Below are 15,899 nucleotides of genomic sequence, written 5' to 3'. Positions count from 1 at the left end.
CATGCGTTTCGACGTGGTGACGATCTTCCCCGAGTTCTTCGACACCCTGGACATCTCGTTGCTCGGCCGCGCCCGTCGGGGCGGCACCGTGTCGTGGACGATCCACGATCTCCGCGATCACACCCATGACCGCCACCGGACCGTCGACGACACCCCGTACGGCGGCGGTGCGGGTATGGTCATGCGGCCGGAGCCGTGGGGCGAGGCACTCGACGGGATCCTCGACGGCGCCGACGATCCTCTCGTGATCTTCCCGTCGCCGGCCGGGGAGGTCTTCTCCCAGGCCATGGCGAGGGAGCTGAGCGCAGAATCGCACCTCGTGTTCGGCTGCGGCCGCTACGAGGGAATAGATCAGCGAGTGTTCGATCACACGGCGGCGCGCGCTCGGACGCGGCTGGTGAGCATCGGAGACTACGTGCTCAACGGCGGAGAGGTCGCCGTCGTGGCGATGCTCGAGGCGATCATCCGTCTCGTCCCCGGCGTCGTCGGAAACCCGGAGAGCCTCGTCGAGGAGTCTCACGAAGCCGGTCTCCTCGAGTACCCGTCCTACACCAAGCCGAAGGAGTGGCGAGGCCTTTCCGTGCCCGATGTCCTCCTGAGCGGCAACCATGGGGCGATCGCCGATTGGCGGCACGCGGCGAGTGAGGAGCGCACGCGACGCGTCAGGCCCGACCTGCTCCCGCCCTCCTGATCCCGCCGGTGGGCGAGAAGGACGTCAGCCCCGCGCCGTGAGGACGATCGGGCCGTCGTCGGTGATCGCGATCGTGTGCTCCATGTGAGCGCCTCGCGAGCCGTCGGCGCTTCGCAGGGTCCACCCGTCCTTGTCCGTGTAGATCTCGTCCGTCGACTGCAGGAACCACGGTTCCACGGCGACGACGAGGCCGGGTCGCAGCGGGTAGCCGCGGCCGGCGCGCCCGTTGTTCGGGATGTGCGGGTCGCCGTGCATGGTGCGACCGACGCCGTGTCCACCGAAGTCGGTGTTGATCGAGTAGCCGGCGGAGGTCGCGACGGCCGCGATCGCGGCGGAGATGTCGCCGACCTTCGAGCCTGATTGCGCTGCGGCGATCCCGGCGTCGAGAGCGGCCGTCGTCACCTCGATGAGGCGGGCGTCCTCTGGCCGTGCGCGGCCGACGACGACACTCACGGCGGAGTCTGCGACCCAGCCGTCGACGGACGCGGCGAAGTCGAGGCTCACGAGATCGCCGTCGCGGAGCCTGTAGTCGAAGGGGAGGCCGTGAAGCACGGCATCGTTCACCGAGGTGCAGAGGACCTTGCCGAAAGGCATGGCGCCGAACGACGGGTGGTAGTCGATGTAGCACGAGGTCGCGCCACGCTGTGTGATCATCTCGTGGGCGAGCGCGTCGAGCTCGAGGAGGTTCACTCCGACGGCCGCCTCGGCTGCGAGCCGCGTGAGGACGTCGGCGACGAAGCGTCCGGCCGGTCGCATCTCCTCGATCTCGGCGGGCGTGCGCAATTCGATCATCAGTTACCTCCTCGTCCATTCTGACAGGCCGCGGGAGGGGGCCCCGACACAGCCGACGCCCCGCCAACTCCCAGCGGCCGATCCTAGAATCGGCTCATGCTGTTGCGACGCACGTTCTTCTACTGGCAGTTCATCGCCGCCCTCGTGCTCCCGCTCTGGCTCTTCGTCGGCTGGGGCGTGTCGAGCGGAAGCGGATGGTCCTTCGTCGGCCTGCTCCTCCTCGCACCCCTCCTGTTCGTGTTCCTCACGATCGTGGGCGTCATCGTCTACATGCGGGCGGGAGTGCGGCGCACCAACGCGGTCTCCTGGTTGGATGTCGGCCTTCTCGGAGCGCTCCACGTGGCGATCATCGCTTTCGGACTCTTCACCGAGGCCACCTCGGCGATCGCCGTGGTCGGCGTGATCCTCGGACTCGCCGCGTTCTGGGGTGCGGTCTGGCAGCTCGTCGAGGAGACGCGGTCACGAGCCCGTGCCGCTCTCCGCGAGTTCGAGCAGATGACCTCGAGCCCCCCGAGCGCACCGCGAGCCCATTCCGTGGACGGCCGGGTCATCGTCGTGGAGGAGACCCACAGGGGCACTGTCGCCTGACGCTTTGCGGATCGCGACGTCCGCATGGCACAATAGATGATTGTGCCGCTCTCGGCTCCTGCCTCTGGGGGTCTCCGTGAATCGAGCGGGCGCACCTCATCGTTGAAACCCCGAACGCGCGATCGACCAGAGGCGGTCGCAGAGAGTGAATCATCATGCACATCCTCGACTCCGTCGATGCAGCATCCCTGAAGTCGGACATCCCCGCCTTCCGCGCCGGCGACACCGTCAAGGTGCACGTGAACATCATCGAGGGCAGCCGCTCGCGTATCCAGGTCTTCCAGGGTGTCGTCATCGGCCGCTCGGGCGAGGGCGTCCGTGAGACGTTCACGGTCCGCAAGGTGAGCTTCCAGGTCGGCGTCGAGCGCACGTTCCCCGTGCACTCCCCGAACATCGACCACATCGAGGTCGTGACTCGTGGAGACGTCCGCCGCGCGAAGCTGTACTACCTGCGCGACCTGCGCGGCAAGAAGGCCAAGATCAAGGAGAAGCGCGACGCGTAAGCAACGCGCCGGACGCCTTGCGCGTCATCTTCACGGAGCTCCCCACGGTTACACTGGTGGGGAGCTCCGGGCGGTTAAATGACAGACAACACTCTCTCGGTGGACGATGCGTCCACCTCGTCCCGGCGTACCCGTCGGCGTTCGGGAGAGGGTCCTCGCAAACGCGGCGCCCTCTATTTCCTCCGCGATCTACTGGTCATCTTCGTGGTGGCGCTCCTCGTCTCCTTCCTGGTGAAGACCTTCCTGATCCGCTCCTTCTACATCCCGTCCGGGTCGATGCAGAACACACTCCAGATCGACGATCGCATCATCGTGAATCAGCTCGTTCCGGAGGTCGTACCGCTTTCGCGCGGCGACGTCATCGTGTTCCGCGATCCAGGTGGCTGGCTCGACAGTGCTCCCGAGCCCGAGCGCTCTCCCGTCGTCGAGGCGATCGATTGGACGCTCGGCCTGGTCGGACTGACATCCCCCGACAATGACGAGCACCTCATCAAGCGGCTCATCGGCCTGCCGGGCGACCACGTGGTGTGTTGCAACACCCTGGGACAGATGAGCGTGAACGGCGTCCCGCTCGATGAGCCCTACGTGCTCCTCCCGGATGCGTCGTCACCCGTCTCGAAAGACGCCTTCGACGTCGTCGTCCCGGAGGATTCCCTCTGGGTGATGGGGGACAACAGATGGAACTCGAAGGACTCTCGCTACAACACCAGCACCCCGGGCGGAGGCTTCGTACCGATCGACGACGTCGTCGGTCGTGCGTTCGTGGTGAGCTGGCCCATGTCGCACTGGGCATGGCTCGATGACTACCCGTCGGTCTTCGACGCTGTACCGGATCCCGCCGATGAGTGAGGCTGGTCGACGGGACGTCGTTTATCGCTCGAAGGTGGACGGTCGGACGGACAGCGCGCGCTGATGGTCGTCGTCCTTCCGCATCTCGAGGTCGAACGGGAGATGTTCGGCGCCGGCGCCCCCCTCGTCATCGGCATCGATGAGGTGGGGCGAGGTGCGATCGCCGGTCCGGTCGCAGTGGGTGTCGCCGCCGTCGCCCCGTCGTGTGCGCCTCTTCCGGATGGTGTCCGTGATTCGAAGCTCCTGAGCGAGAAGCGACGTGAGCTCCTCGAACCCGTCGTGATCGAGTGGGCCGTCGCGACAGCCGTCGGGTTCGCCGAGGCCGATGAGATCGACGAATTCGGCATCATGCGGTGCCTGGGCCTCGCGGGGAAGCGGGCCCTCGCGTCTCTCCACGCCCAGGGGGTCGACGTGCTCGCGAGCACGCTGCTGCTCGACGGCAACCACGACTACGTGAGCGCCTCACTCTCGACGCCTCTGCGCATCGTCACCCGAGTCAAGGCCGACCGCGACTGCGGGTCCGTCGCCGCGGCGTCGGTCGTAGCGAAAGTCGCCCGCGATCGCGTGATGATCTCCCGTCACGCCGAGCATCCCGACTACGGATGGGCCGGCAACAAGGGCTACGGCAGTTCGGCGCACCTCGAGGCGATCGGGGCGGTCGGCGCGACGGTCCATCACCGACGCACCTGGCTTCACGCGACCGCCTAGGATGGGTTCGATGGACGAGGAAGAGATCGAAGACTACGACCGCGAAGTCGAGCTCGCGCTGTACCGCGAGTACCGCGACATCGTCGGCCAGTTCGCCTACGTCATCGAGACGGAGCGTCGCTTCTACCTCGCCAATGAGGTCGAGTTCGTACGTCGTGACACCGAACACGACTTCTACTTCGAGATCACCATGAAAGACGTCTGGGTCTGGGACGTCTATCGCTCCGACCGCTTCGTGAAGTCGGTGCGCGTCCTGACCTTCAAGGACGTCAACATCGAGGAGCTCTCGAGCCGGGACTTCGAACTCCCGAAGGAACTCGCGCTCGACGAGTAGCGCCGCGGCCGACGGATCGCCCCACGGGTCTCCGTCGTCGATGAGCGCTATGAGCGTCGTCCACAGACGCCCAGGCCGCCGGGATTCCACCGAACACGCGACCCCGACCGAGCGCGACCGCGGCTCCCCGCATGCTCGTGTGCGGAGGTGCACATGGCACGCAAGGACGAATTGGGGCGGCGCGGGGAGGACCTCGCTGTCGTCTTTCTGGAGCGGTCAGGATACGAGATCCTGGCCCGCAATTGGCGGTCCCGAACCGGCGAGATCGACATCGTCGCTCGGAAGGAGACGGTCACTGCGATCGTCGAGGTGAAGACCCGCACGAGCGTGGTCTCAGGCCACCCGTTCGAGGCCATCACCTTCCGCAAACTCTCGCGGCTTCGAGCGCTGGCCGCGGAATGGAGCGCGGCAGATGGGGGCGGGGCGTCGCTCTTGCGTATCGACGTCATCGGCGTCGTCGCGCCGGTGGATGCGCCGGCCGTCGTCGAGCACCTCACGGGGGTGATGTGATGCCGGTGGGGCGCACATGGGCGGTGAGTCTTCTCGGGCTCGAGGGGGCGATCGTCGAGGTGGAGACGGACGTGTCGTCCGGACTGCCACGGTTCACGATCATCGGGCTCGCGGATCGGGCGATCTCGGAAGCGGAAGGCCGGGTCCGGCAGGCGATCGCCAACTCGGACTGCACGCTGCCGCCGCAACGGATCACGGTCAACCTCTCGCCGGCCGGGCTCCCCAAGAACGGGACGGCCTTCGATCTCGGCATCGCACTGTCCTGCCTCGCGGCGACCGGAGCCGTTCCGGCCGAGTCGATCACTCGGGTGGTGCACGCGGGGGAGCTCGGTCTCGACGGCCGGTTGCGGCCCACCCCGGGAATCCTGCCGATCGTGCGCGCGGCGCAGCGAGCCGGCCGCGCCACCGTCATGGTTCCGGCGGCCAACCAGGCCGAGGCGTCGTTGGTCCCAGGCATCGAGGTGGTCGCCGTGGACTCTCTCCGCGCAGCCGCGATCTGGCATGGGGCAGAACTCGAGCCCGGACACCCGGTCCTCGAGGCGACGGCGGCCCCGCCCCGTCTTCCACCAGCGCCGCTCGAACTCGGCGACATCCTCGGTCAGGAGGACGCCGTCGAGGCGCTCGTGACGGCTGCGGCCGGCGGGCACCATCTGTTCCTCCTCGGCCCGCCCGGGTCGGGCAAGACGATGTTGGCCGAACGACTGCCCGGCATCCTCCCACCTCTGTCCACCGCTGCAGCTCTCGACGTCTGCTCCGTCCGGTCCCTCGGCGGTGAGCGGGTGGGAGCATCGCTCGACACCGTGCCACCATTCGAGAGTCCGCATCACACGGCCACCGCTGCCGCCGTCGTCGGGGGCGGGAGCGGGCTCATCAGACCGGGTGCGGTGGCGCGGGCCAGTCACGGCGTCCTGTTCCTGGACGAAGCCCCCGAGTTCGCTCGAGTGGTCCTGGACTGTCTTCGGCAGCCGCTCGAGACAGGATGGATCACGATCCATCGGGCCAACGCGATCGCACGCTTCCCTGCCCGTGTGCAGCTGATTCTCGCCGCGAACCCGTGCCCATGCGGTCAATACGGCGCGCCAGAGTCCTCGTGCCAATGCCCGCCGTCGGCCATCAGGCGGTACTTCTCACGAGTCTCCGGGCCGCTTCTCGATCGGATCGACCTGCAGGTCACCGTCAGACGCGTCTCGAGCGCGACGATGCGGAACGCCGACGAGCGGCCGGTCTCCACCACCGCGGCCGCTCGCGCTCGGGTGATCGAAGCCCGGGAGCGTGCCGGACATCGACTTCGGGGCACTCCGTGGTCGCTGAACGCGCATGTTCCGGGCTCGTGGCTGCGGTCGTCTTCCGTTGCTTTGTCACCTGCCGTACTCCGCCCCCTCGACCGCGGACTCGAGCGGGGAGCTCTCACCATGCGAGGGTATGACCGCGTCCTTCGCGTGGCATGGACGCTTGCCGACCTCCGAGGCGCCGACCGGCCCGACCTCGACGACGTCAGTCGTGCCCTGTTCCTCCGCAAGGGGATCAGCTCGTGACGCTCCTCGGCTTCTCGGACGATCGCGTCGCCGAGCTCGCGGCCGCGATCGCCGACGGACCGCAGCCCGTCGACTCCGACCCCGTCGGCTGGTGCGAGGATCTCATTGCTCGTGCCGCGTGGTCGTGTGTCGCGGAACCCGGGGACGGAGCGGCCGGCGGGGTCGTCGCAGCGATCGGTGCAGCGACGTCCCTGCGGCTTCTCACGTCCTCCGGGGCCACACGGAGACTCCGGTCACTGTGCGCCGAACGCGGTCTGGAGGATGTGACCGAGGCTGTGGTGGCGGCCTGGCGATCCGGCGCAGCACGCTGGGCGGCGCGTCTCGATCCGACAGCTGTCGAGCGGTCCATCGATCTTGCGCGTCGTACCGGGGCCCGGCTTGCCACCCCGGGGGCGCCGTCGTGGCCGACTCGATTGGACGATCTCGGGGTGCATGGCCCCACCGCCCTGTGGGTGCGGGGGAGAAGGCTCGCGGCCGAGTTCGACCGGTCGATCGCGCTCGTCGGCGCTCGCGCCGCGACCGGATACGGCGAACACGTCACCATGGACGCAGCGAGTGGGCTCGTCGATCGAGGTTTCACCGTGATCTCCGGTGCGGCCTACGGGATAGACGGGGCAGCCCACCGGGCAGCCCTCGCGGATGGAGGCACCACCGTCGCGTTCCTCGCCGGTGGCGTCGACCGCCCCTATCCGAGTGGGCATACGTCTCTCATCTCACGGATAGCCGAGGTGGGTGCCGTCTACGCGGAGGTTCCGTGCGGCGTCGCTCCGACCAAGTGGCGGTTCCTGCAGCGGAACCGTCTGATCGCCGCCGCATCGGCGGCCACGGTCGTCCTGGAAGCCGGTGCACGCAGTGGCTCCCTGAACACGGCGGGTCACGCGGCCTCTCTCGGGCGCCCGCTCGGGGCTGTCCCCGGTCCCGTCACGTCGGTCGCCTCGGCGGGGTGCCACCGCCTCCTCCGCGAATACCATGCCACCTGCGTCACAACGGCAGCGGAGATGGCGGAGCTCGTGGGACCCCCTGTGGTCGTCGAGTCCGCCGTGGGGGCAACTGCATCCGCCCACGTGCTCGGTGCACTCCGGCTCCGGCGGGTGACGACCGTCGCGGAGCTGGTCACGACGACGGGACTCACGACGAGAGACGTTCAATCGGCATTGGGACTGCTCGATCTCGATGGATCCGTCATCGAGAGGGGAGACGGGTGGGTGCGTAGGTGATGACACCCGTGCCGACGGGTTGCAGTCAGATCTGCGGAATCAGCTCTCGGGACCCTCCGTGGACCGCGCTGACGTTCGCCGGAGTCGGCGGACCACCGCCTCCGTCCGCTTCCACTCGAGTTCACGAGACCGGATGTCGGCGACCACGGAGTCGAGACGATCCTCGGCGTCCGCGAGCTCCTCCTCCGCGACTCGGACGGCGTCCCGCTTTCGGGCCAGGTCCTCGCGGATCCCCTCCAGCCGGGTTGCGAGCACCTCCCGCTCGGTCTCGCGCGTCAACCGGTCCGCTCGTGCCGTCGCCTCCGCACCCTCGGCGGCAGCCAGATCGCGCTCGAGTCGGCGTTGCTCGGTCGTCGACGACTCGGAACCTCGACGGCGCCCCCGCGACGAGCGCGCCGATCCGTCGGTGAGTATCGAACGGTGTCCATTCCCACCCGGCGGAGCGCGATGGTGTGGCGTGTCGCCCCCCTCGTCGCCCGTGTCCGAGTCCGCGCCGCCCTCCTCGGCATCAGGATCGTCCCGGTTCTGTGCCAGCCCGTCAGGGGGAGCGGCGACGAGCGCACGGATGTCGCTCGCCGCCATCCCACCGGTCCGAGGAAGGGTGACGAGGCGGCCTGTGCGCAGCGCTGCTTCCACGTCCGTGTCTGCAAGCGCCGCGAGCACGGCATCCGACAACTCGGCCGACGAGGCCACGCTCAGAGACACTCCCGATTCGGCCGCGAGGGAGCGCGCGTCCTCGACCAGACGCGCGACGACAGCGTGTCGATCCCGCGTGGCCTCCCGCAGATCGTCGCGGTCACCGGCGGCCGTGATCGACTCGATGCGATCGCGCAAGCTCGCCACCGGCTCGAGCGCGGCCGGGGACGAGCGGACCAGGGCGTTCATGGCCCAGGCCGCCGAGGTCGGCTTCGTCAGTGCTCGGATCGCTTCGGCGAGCGAGGCGGCCCCGCGCTTCTTCTCCTCCGCTGCTCGTGCATTCCGAGACGCGGTGAAGGTGTCGATCGGCGACGCATACAGCTCGTCGGCGACCGAGCGGAGTTGCGCGGCGTCCATGCGTCGATTCCAGCACATCGGGACCCTCTCGGTCCCTCATCCTCAGGGGTTCGTCCGCCGCGAACAGGACCGGACCCGCTCGGCCGGCGGGGCGGCTCCGCCGACGTGCGCCGGGGTGGTGCAAGCTGGGGGTATGGACCTCAGGACGGCGATCGACGCGTTCCTCGGCCATCTGCGTGACGAACGCAACCTCTCGCCGGAAACGGTCCGCGCCTATCGCTCCGATCTGGCGACCTTCGTGGCGTGGGGAGAACGGCGGTCCGTTCGATCTGTGGAGGATCTCGATCTCCCTGTCCTCCGCGACTGGTTGTGGTCGTCGGCCAAGGACGGACTGGCGCCGCGCACGCTCGCGCGACGTTCGGCGGCGTTGAAGAGCCTCTGCCACTGGCTGGCCGCGACGGGCCTGACGCCGCATGACGTCGCGGGTCGCCTACGCACGCCGAAAAGCGGCTCACACCTGCCGGCGGTCGTCCAACAGCCTCAAATCGACGAGCTCTTCGACGCCCTCGAAGAGGACGCCGCCTCGGGGGATCCGATCGCCCGACGGGACCGTGCGGTCGTCGAGCTGCTCTACGCCTCCGGAATCCGTGTGTCGGAGCTCTGCGGGCTCGATCTCGGCGATCTTGATCTCGATCGCTTGACCGCGCGCGTCATCGGCAAGGGCGACAAGGAACGTGTCGTACCGTTCGGCGTCCCCGCCCGCGTCGCCGTGGTCGATTACCTCGGAGACGCTCGAACGGCCCTGCTCGAACGATCGGGGGATCGCGCCCGTGTGGAGACGGCGCTCTTCCTCGGAGCACGGGGGAGACGCCTCGGAACGCGGACGGCGTACTCGATCGTGCAGCGTCTCTATTCGCGCGTGGATGGGATCGCGGCGTCCGGCCCGCACAGCCTGCGGCACTCGGCGGCGACCCATCTGCTGGACGGGGGAGCCGACCTCCGGAGCGTTCAAGAGATGCTCGGGCACGCCAGCCTCGGGACGACGCAGATCTACACGCATGTCTCGATGGAGAGGCTGGCGCAGAGCTACCGCCAGGCACATCCGCGCGCCTGAACGTGTCCGGTTCCTCCGTCAGGAGCGAACCGCGGCGGCGACGTCAGTTCCCGAGGGGAAGCAGAACGGACCGCGCGGGTCTGCCGAAGAACGGTAGCGGGTCGACGTAGTCTCCGCCGACGCGGACGCCCAGGTGGAGGCACCCCGACGCGCAGTGCATCGCCTCCGCGGCTTCGAGGGTCCCGATGACCGTTCCAGGCGTCACCGCGTCCCCGACGGTGACAGCCGGGACGACGGGATCGTACGACGTGACGATTCCGCCGCCGTGGTCGACGGTGACCACGGAGCGGCCGGCCACGGGCCCGGCGAAGAGGACCGTGCCGGCCGCGGGCGCCGCTACCGACGCTCCGACCCCTGCTGCGACGTCGATGCCGCGGTGCCCGGCGCCGTACTCGTGATCAGGACGATCGAACGGACGCTTCAGAACGCGCGGCTCCGGAACCGGCCAGGCCCAGGAACCCTGGCCGCCCACGACCTCACCCGACGCTTCGATCTGACCCGTGGCGCCGGCCGCCTCGACCGCGATGGCCGGCACGTACCCGAAGCCCAGGACTCCGGCGCCCATGAGGACGATCGCGAACACGCGGCCGGTCATCAACCGGCAGGGGTTTCAGCGGCGACGGGCCGGCGGCGGGAGCGCGTGACGCGGACGGCGCATCCTCTGGGAGACAGGGAGACTCGGACGGACGGGTGGGCGCAGGCGCGGGTGTGCATCGCCCCACTAGACCGCATGCAGATCGCGTCCCGATGGTGTCGCCGGGCACATGGGGGATATGCCGGTCGATGTGAGTCTGTGGACGACAGTCGTCCGTCGTCGGCAGCACCGGTCGCCGCATCGGGGGCCGTATCGGTGGTGTACCATGATCGGAGCACCTCGCTGAGCGGGGTGACTACGCGTGCCCACTTGCGGCAGCACAACCACCGGTCCCCAACTCTCCCGATCGAGCGCGAGCTCGAACGGTCGCGGGGGCGGTCGTGCGCCAGGGCACCAGGAGACCGGTCGACCGACCGGCGACAACCGAATGGCGCTCACGCGCCGGAAAAGGAGAACGGCTCATGGCCGTCGTCACCATTCGCCAGCTGCTCGACAGCGGCGTGCACTTCGGGCACCAGACCCGCCGTTGGAACCCGAAGATGAAGCGCTTCATCTTCACGGAGCGTTCCGGCATCTACATCATCGACCTCCAGCAGTCGCTCGCCTTCATCGACAAGGCGTACGACTTCGTCAAGGAGACGGTCGCCCACGGCGGCACCATCCTCTTCGTCGGAACGAAGAAGCAGGCGCAGGAGTCCATCGCCGAGCAGGCCACCCGTGTCGGCCAGCCCTACGTCAACCAGCGCTGGCTCGGTGGCCTCCTCACGAACTTCCAGACGGTCTCGAAGCGCCTCGCTCGCATGAAGGAGCTCGAGGAGCTCGACTTCGAGGACGGCTCGAAGTCCGGCTTCACCAAGAAGGAACTCCTCATCAAGAAGCGCGAGCTGGACAAGCTCCACAAGTCGCTCGGTGGTATCCGCAACCTCACGAAGACGCCGTCGGCGCTCTGGGTCGTGGACACCAAGAAGGAGCACCTCGCGATCGACGAGGCCAAGAAGCTCGGCATCCCGGTCATCGGCATCCTCGACACCAACTGCGACCCGGACGAGGTCCAGTACCCCATCCCGGGTAACGACGACGCCATCCGCTCCGTGAGCCTGCTCACGCGCATCGTGGCCGACGCCGCCGCCGAGGGCCTCATCCAGCGTCACCAGAAGCCCGAGGAGGGCGCCGAGCCCGCCGAGCCGATGGCCGAGTGGGAGGCCGAGCTCCTCCAGGCCGGCCAGGCCTCCGCCGAGACCCCCGCCGCCGAGGCCGAGCTCCCCACCGAGGAGAACGACGCCGACGCCGCCGTGGCCGAGAAGAACGAGGCCAAGGGCGACGACGCTCCCGTTGAGGACCCGAAGACCCCCGAGACGGACGCCGAGACCGAGGCTCGTCTCGAGGCCGAGGCTTCCGAGGACGAGAAGGTCCCCGCCGCCGACGCCGACAACAACTGAGCACCGAAGGAGTAACCGCCGCATGGCAAACTTCAACATCGCCGACCTGAAGGCTCTCCGCGAGCAGCTCGGCACCGGAATGAGCGACACCAAGAATGCTCTCGTCGAGGCCGACGGCGACGTCGAGAAGGCCACCGAGATCCTCCGTCTCAAGGGTGCGAAGGGCAACGCGAAGCGTGCCGACCGCTCCACGAGCGAGGGCCTCGTCGCCACGACGCAGACCGACGCGGGCGTGACGATCATCGAGCTCGCGTGCGAGACCGACTTCGTCGCGAAGAACGACAAGTTCGTCGCTCTCTCGGAGAAGGTCGTCGCAGCGGTGGCCGCCGCCGCCGCGACCACCCTCGAGGAGGCACTCGCGGCTCCTGTCGACGGCATCACCGTCGCACAGGCGATCGACGACCAGGCCGCCACCATCGGCGAGAAGGTCGAACTCCGTCGTGTCGCACTCGTGACGGGTGACCAGTTCTCCGTATACCTGCACCGCACGTCGAAGGACCTGCCGCCGCAGATCGGTGTCGTCGTCGCCCACACGGGTTCCGACGCCGAGACGGCCCGTGGTGTCGCGCAGCACATCGCGATGTTCGCGCCGCAGTACCTCACGCGCGGCGACGTCCCCTCGGACGCCGTCGACAAGGAGCGCGAGATCGTCACCGAGATCTCACGTGGCGAGGGCAAGCCGGAAGCGGCGCTTCCGAAGATCGTCGAAGGTCGCCTCACCGCGTTCTTCAAGCAGGTCGCGCTGCTCGAGCAGGACTACGCCCGCGACAACAAGCAGCAGGTCGGGAAGATCCTCGAGGCCGCGGGCCTCACGGTCACCGACTTCGTGCGCTTCAAGGTCGGCGCGTAACCGATGATTGAAAGAGTCCGGATCGCTCATGGCGGTCCGGACTCTTTCGTGTGTACGGCGAGCTCGCTCGCCCACTAGTTTTAGGCAAGACCCTCGGGAAGGAACGGGCCAACATGACCGCACCGCAGAAACGACGTGTACTTCTGAAACTCTCGGGGGAGGCGTTCGGCGCCGGAGCCCTCGGGGTCAACCCCGACGTGGTGAGCCAGCTCGCTCGCGAGATCGCCGCAGCTGCTCGAGAGGTGGAAGTGGCGATCGTCGTCGGTGGCGGCAACTTCTTCCGCGGCGCCGAGCTCTCCCAGCGAGGCATGGACAGGGGACGTGCCGACTACATGGGCATGCTCGGGACCGTCATGAACGCGCTGGCCTTGCAGGACTTCCTCGAGCAGGCGGGAGCCGAGACGCGCGTCCAGTCCGCTATCGCCATGACACAGGTCGCCGAGCCGTACATCCCGCGTCGCGCCGAGCGTCACCTCGAGAAGGGTCGCGTCGTGATCTTCGGAGCCGGAGCGGGGCTCCCGTACTTCTCGACAGACACCGTGGCTGCTCAGAGGGCCCTCGAGATCGGCGCCTCGAGCGTCCTGCTCGCGAAGAACGGCGTCGACGGCGTCTACTCGGCCGACCCGCGGACGAATCCCGATGCGACGCGCATCGACCACATCTCCTACCAGGAGGCCTTGCAGCGAGGGCTGAAGGTCGTCGACTCGACGGCGTTCAGCCTGTGCATGGACAACGGCATGCCGATGCGCGTGTTCGGGATGGAGCCGGAGGGCAACGTCACCGCGGCCATCGAGGGCAAGGAAATCGGGACGCTCGTCAGCAACTAGACTCGTCCCAGTACCGCAACGTGAGGAGAAGCGAGTGATCGCCGAAGTTTTGGCCGATGCATCGAGCCGGATGGACAAGGCCGTCGAGGTCGCCAAGGACGATTTCGCCACCGTGCGAACGGGACGGGCGAACCCGCAGCTGTTCCAGAAGGTGCTCGTGGACTACTACGGCACTCCGACGCCGCTCGCGCAGCTCGCCTCGCTGCAGAACCAGGAGGCGCGCACCCTCATCGTCACCCCGTACGACAAGAGTGCGCTCAAGGACATCGAGCAGGCGATCCGCGACATGCCGAACCTCGGGGCGAACCCGACGAACGACGGCAATCTCGTCCGCGTGAGCCTCCCCGAGCTCACCCAGGAGCGCCGCAAGGAGTTCGTGAAGCTCGTCAAGTCGAAGGGCGAGGACGCGAAGGTCTCCGTCCGCAACATCCGCCGCAAGGCGAAGGACGACCTCGACGCCCTCAAGAGCGAGGTCGGCGATGACGATGTGGCGCGCGGTGAGAAGGAACTCGAGAGCATCACCAAGGCTCGGATCGACGCGATCGACGAGGCTCTCAAGCGCAAAGAAGCAGAGCTGCTCGAGGTCTGACCCGTGAGCCGTGACTCGACACCATGGCGTCGGACGTGACAACGCCGGACGACGGTGACCCGTCGTCGCCGACGTCTCCAGCGGAGGCTCGCCGACACTCCCAGTTGAACGCGAAGCGCGCGGAGATCGAGGAACGCGTCCGATCCACGCGCGCCGACCTCGAAGGCCGTGTCACCGAGGCCCGCGCCCAGTTCGACCAGGCGAATGAACGTGTAGAGGCGCGCGTCGGACGCAACCTCGTGATGGCGATCGGGATCGGCGTCGGTCTCGGGGCCGTGCTGCTCCTCAGCCTCTTCGTGTTCAAGGGTCTGTTCGCCGTCTTCGGCGCGGCCGTCGTGGTCTTCACGACCCTCGAGCTCGCGACGGCCCTCCGCCACTCGGATCGTCGGGCAGATCGCTGGCCCGCTGCCGGTGCCGGTCTGGTGATCGTGGCGGCCGCGTACTTCACGGACGGACCGACGCGGTGGGCCGTGATGATCGCGGCGATCACGTTCGTTGTCGTGTGGCGTCTCATCGCGCAGATGGCGGCAGGCGATGGGCGTGCGCCGCTGGAGGTCGTCCTCGACCTCGCCGCGGTCGTCTTTGTCCAGGCCTACGTGGCCGGCCTCGGGAGTTTCGCCGTCATTCTCGTCGCTCGCGACGGTGGAGAACTGTGGGTGTTCGCCTTCATCTGCCTCGTCGTGGTCGTGGATGTCGGCGCCTACGCGTCCGGCCTGACCTTCGGCCGCCATCCGATGGCGCCACGGGTGAGCCCGAACAAGACGTGGGAAGGCTTCGCCGGTGCGTTGATCCTGAGCCAGGTCGCCGGTGTCCTGATCGCCGTCTTCCTGCTCGGTCAGCCGTGGTGGGTCGGCATGATCTTCGGTGCGGTCATCATCCTCTCGGCGACGATCGGCGATCTGTCCGAGTCGATGATCAAGCGTGACATCGGTGTGAAGGACATGAGTTCCTGGCTTCCCGGCCACGGCGGCTTCCTCGACCGGCTCGACTCGATCCTCCCATCGGCCCCCATCGCCTACCTCCTGTTCGTGATCTTCTCGTGACCGGCGCGAGTGTCTCAGCTTCCTCCAGGCGAGGGGTGGGCGAGAATAAGACGGTGTCGACGTCTCCTTTCCCCGCCGTCCGCCGTGGTCGCGGCTACGATCCCGCCGAAGTCGACGCGTTTCTGACGGATGCGCGAGCGGCGTACGACCTCGATCCGTCCGCTGAACCCGTCCTCAGCGCAGAAGACATCCGTCGGGTGTCGTTCGGCCTGGTCCGCAAGGGATACTCGACCTCTCACGTGGACGCGGCGCTCGAGCGACTCGAGGACGCCTTCGCGATCCGCGAGCGCGAACGCTCGCTCGACATCGTCGGTCGGAGGGCGTGGCTCGCGGAGACGCGCGAGACCGCGCAGGTACTCCTGAACCGATTGTCCCGTCCCGCGGGCGAGAGGTTCCGGCGCGTCGGGAAGCTGACGCAGGGGTATGCGATCACCGATGTCGACGCTCTTGCCGCCCGCCTCGTGGCCTACTTCGAGACAGGCGCGGCTGTGGACGTCGACGTGGTCCGAACCGCCGTCTTCCGCGCGCAACGCGGGGGATATGCGGAGGAGCAGGTCGACCGTGTGCTCGACGCCGTCGTCGATGTGATGCTCGCCGTTCGGTGACGCGCTGAGCTGTTTCGTGACATTTTCGTGATCTACGCTAAAATCGTTGGATCGTGGGTAAGCATGTCGCAATCTCAGTTCCCGTCCCGGCCGTAGGCCGCCAGCGGGATGTCCGTA

19 protein-coding genes are annotated in these 15,899 nt (G+C 67.9%); 16 read left to right on the top strand and 3 right to left on the bottom strand.

Annotation, left to right across the window (positions count from 1 at the left end):
- Window position 1 precedes the first annotated feature (1 nt).
- Window positions 2–691, top strand: a complete 690-nt coding sequence (gene trmD / locus CLV49_RS17030) for a tRNA (guanosine(37)-N1)-methyltransferase TrmD (RefSeq protein ID WP_106564605.1) — start codon at window positions 2–4, stop codon at window positions 689–691.
- Between the two features lie 24 nt (window positions 692–715).
- On the opposite strand, the gene map is transcribed toward trmD, so the two are convergent.
- Window positions 716–1,483: a type I methionyl aminopeptidase gene (map, locus tag CLV49_RS17025; protein ID WP_106564604.1), complete on the bottom strand. Its 768-nt coding sequence runs from the start codon at window positions 1,481–1,483 to the stop codon at window positions 716–718.
- 96 nt (window positions 1,484–1,579) lie between these two features.
- On the opposite strand from map, the gene CLV49_RS17020 reads away from it, so the two are divergent.
- The 8 genes from CLV49_RS17020 to dprA all read left to right on the top strand — a co-directional run bounded on the left by CLV49_RS17020 (window position 1,580) and on the right by dprA (window position 7,727).
- Complete coding sequence (locus CLV49_RS17020) at window positions 1,580–2,071, top strand: hypothetical protein (RefSeq protein WP_106564603.1); 492 nt, start codon at window positions 1,580–1,582, stop codon at window positions 2,069–2,071.
- Between the two features lie 155 nt (window positions 2,072–2,226).
- Entirely contained in the window at window positions 2,227–2,574 is a 348-nt protein-coding gene (rplS, locus tag CLV49_RS17015) for a 50S ribosomal protein L19 (RefSeq protein WP_106564602.1), read from the top strand.
- Between the two features lie 78 nt (window positions 2,575–2,652).
- Window positions 2,653–3,423, top strand: coding sequence for a signal peptidase I (gene lepB / locus CLV49_RS17010; protein ID WP_106564601.1), 771 nt, complete (start codon window positions 2,653–2,655; stop codon window positions 3,421–3,423).
- Between the two features lie 63 nt (window positions 3,424–3,486).
- Window positions 3,487–4,131 carry a ribonuclease HII gene (locus tag CLV49_RS17005; RefSeq protein ID WP_106564600.1) on the top strand — a complete coding sequence of 215 codons (645 nt, stop codon included), beginning with the start codon at window positions 3,487–3,489 and terminating at the stop codon, window positions 4,129–4,131.
- 10 nt (window positions 4,132–4,141) lie between these two features.
- Window positions 4,142–4,465 (top strand): DUF2469 domain-containing protein, encoded by a 324-nt coding sequence (locus CLV49_RS17000; RefSeq protein ID WP_106565190.1) that lies wholly within the window; start codon window positions 4,142–4,144, stop codon window positions 4,463–4,465.
- 153 nt (window positions 4,466–4,618) lie between these two features.
- Window positions 4,619–4,975, top strand: coding sequence for a YraN family protein (locus tag CLV49_RS16995; RefSeq protein WP_106564599.1), 357 nt, complete (start codon window positions 4,619–4,621; stop codon window positions 4,973–4,975).
- Window positions 4,975–6,510, top strand: a complete 1,536-nt coding sequence (locus CLV49_RS16990; protein WP_106564598.1) for a YifB family Mg chelatase-like AAA ATPase — start codon at window positions 4,975–4,977, stop codon at window positions 6,508–6,510. The genes CLV49_RS16995 and CLV49_RS16990 overlap by 1 nt, the downstream gene beginning before the upstream one ends.
- Window positions 6,507–7,727: a DNA-processing protein DprA gene (dprA, locus tag CLV49_RS16985; protein WP_243696518.1), complete on the top strand. Its 1,221-nt coding sequence runs from the start codon at window positions 6,507–6,509 to the stop codon at window positions 7,725–7,727. The genes CLV49_RS16990 and dprA overlap by 4 nt, the downstream gene beginning before the upstream one ends.
- Before the next feature lie 39 nt (window positions 7,728–7,766).
- Here dprA and CLV49_RS16980 read toward each other — a convergent pair whose 3' ends face one another.
- Window positions 7,767–8,780 (bottom strand): hypothetical protein, encoded by a 1,014-nt coding sequence (locus CLV49_RS16980; protein WP_106564596.1) that lies wholly within the window; start codon window positions 8,778–8,780, stop codon window positions 7,767–7,769.
- Window positions 8,781–8,913: 133 nt separating this feature from the next.
- Here CLV49_RS16980 and CLV49_RS16975 point away from each other — a divergent pair, with 133 nt between their 5' ends.
- The gene (locus tag CLV49_RS16975; RefSeq protein WP_106564595.1) at window positions 8,914–9,834 is read left to right on the top strand and encodes a tyrosine recombinase XerC; all 921 of its coding nucleotides are present in this window, start codon (window positions 8,914–8,916) and stop codon (window positions 9,832–9,834) included.
- A 43-nt stretch (window positions 9,835–9,877) separates the two neighbouring features.
- Here the strand turns inward: CLV49_RS16975 and CLV49_RS16970 are convergent, their stop codons facing one another.
- Window positions 9,878–10,429: a murein hydrolase activator EnvC family protein gene (locus CLV49_RS16970; RefSeq protein ID WP_127054223.1), complete on the bottom strand. Its 552-nt coding sequence runs from the start codon at window positions 10,427–10,429 to the stop codon at window positions 9,878–9,880.
- 461 nt (window positions 10,430–10,890) lie between these two features.
- Here CLV49_RS16970 and rpsB point away from each other — a divergent pair, with 461 nt between their 5' ends.
- From rpsB to CLV49_RS16940, 6 genes are all read left to right on the top strand, one after another.
- Window positions 10,891–11,868 carry a 30S ribosomal protein S2 gene (rpsB, locus tag CLV49_RS16965; RefSeq protein WP_106564593.1) on the top strand — a complete coding sequence of 326 codons (978 nt, stop codon included), beginning with the start codon at window positions 10,891–10,893 and terminating at the stop codon, window positions 11,866–11,868.
- 22 nt (window positions 11,869–11,890) lie between these two features.
- A complete protein-coding gene (gene tsf / locus CLV49_RS16960; RefSeq protein WP_106564592.1) occupies window positions 11,891–12,718 on the top strand; it encodes a translation elongation factor Ts in 828 nt (275 codons plus the stop codon).
- Window positions 12,719–12,831: 113 nt separating this feature from the next.
- A complete protein-coding gene (gene pyrH, locus CLV49_RS16955) occupies window positions 12,832–13,545 on the top strand; it encodes a UMP kinase (RefSeq protein WP_106564591.1) in 714 nt (237 codons plus the stop codon).
- Between the two features lie 34 nt (window positions 13,546–13,579).
- Complete coding sequence (frr, locus tag CLV49_RS16950) at window positions 13,580–14,134, top strand: ribosome recycling factor (RefSeq protein ID WP_106564590.1); 555 nt, start codon at window positions 13,580–13,582, stop codon at window positions 14,132–14,134.
- 35 nt (window positions 14,135–14,169) lie between these two features.
- Window positions 14,170–15,177: a phosphatidate cytidylyltransferase gene (locus CLV49_RS16945; RefSeq protein ID WP_244906356.1), complete on the top strand. Its 1,008-nt coding sequence runs from the start codon at window positions 14,170–14,172 to the stop codon at window positions 15,175–15,177.
- 53 nt (window positions 15,178–15,230) lie between these two features.
- Window positions 15,231–15,782: a DivIVA domain-containing protein gene (locus tag CLV49_RS16940; protein ID WP_106565189.1), complete on the top strand. Its 552-nt coding sequence runs from the start codon at window positions 15,231–15,233 to the stop codon at window positions 15,780–15,782.
- The last annotated feature ends 117 nt before the right edge of the window (window positions 15,783–15,899 follow it).

Origin of the sequence: Labedella gwakjiensis (assembly GCF_003014675.1) — a bacterium.
Taxonomy (GTDB): domain Bacteria; phylum Actinomycetota; class Actinomycetes; order Actinomycetales; family Microbacteriaceae; genus Labedella; species Labedella gwakjiensis.
Note: the sequence above shows the minus strand (reverse complement) of the source record. Positions and strands in the feature narration are given on the sequence as shown.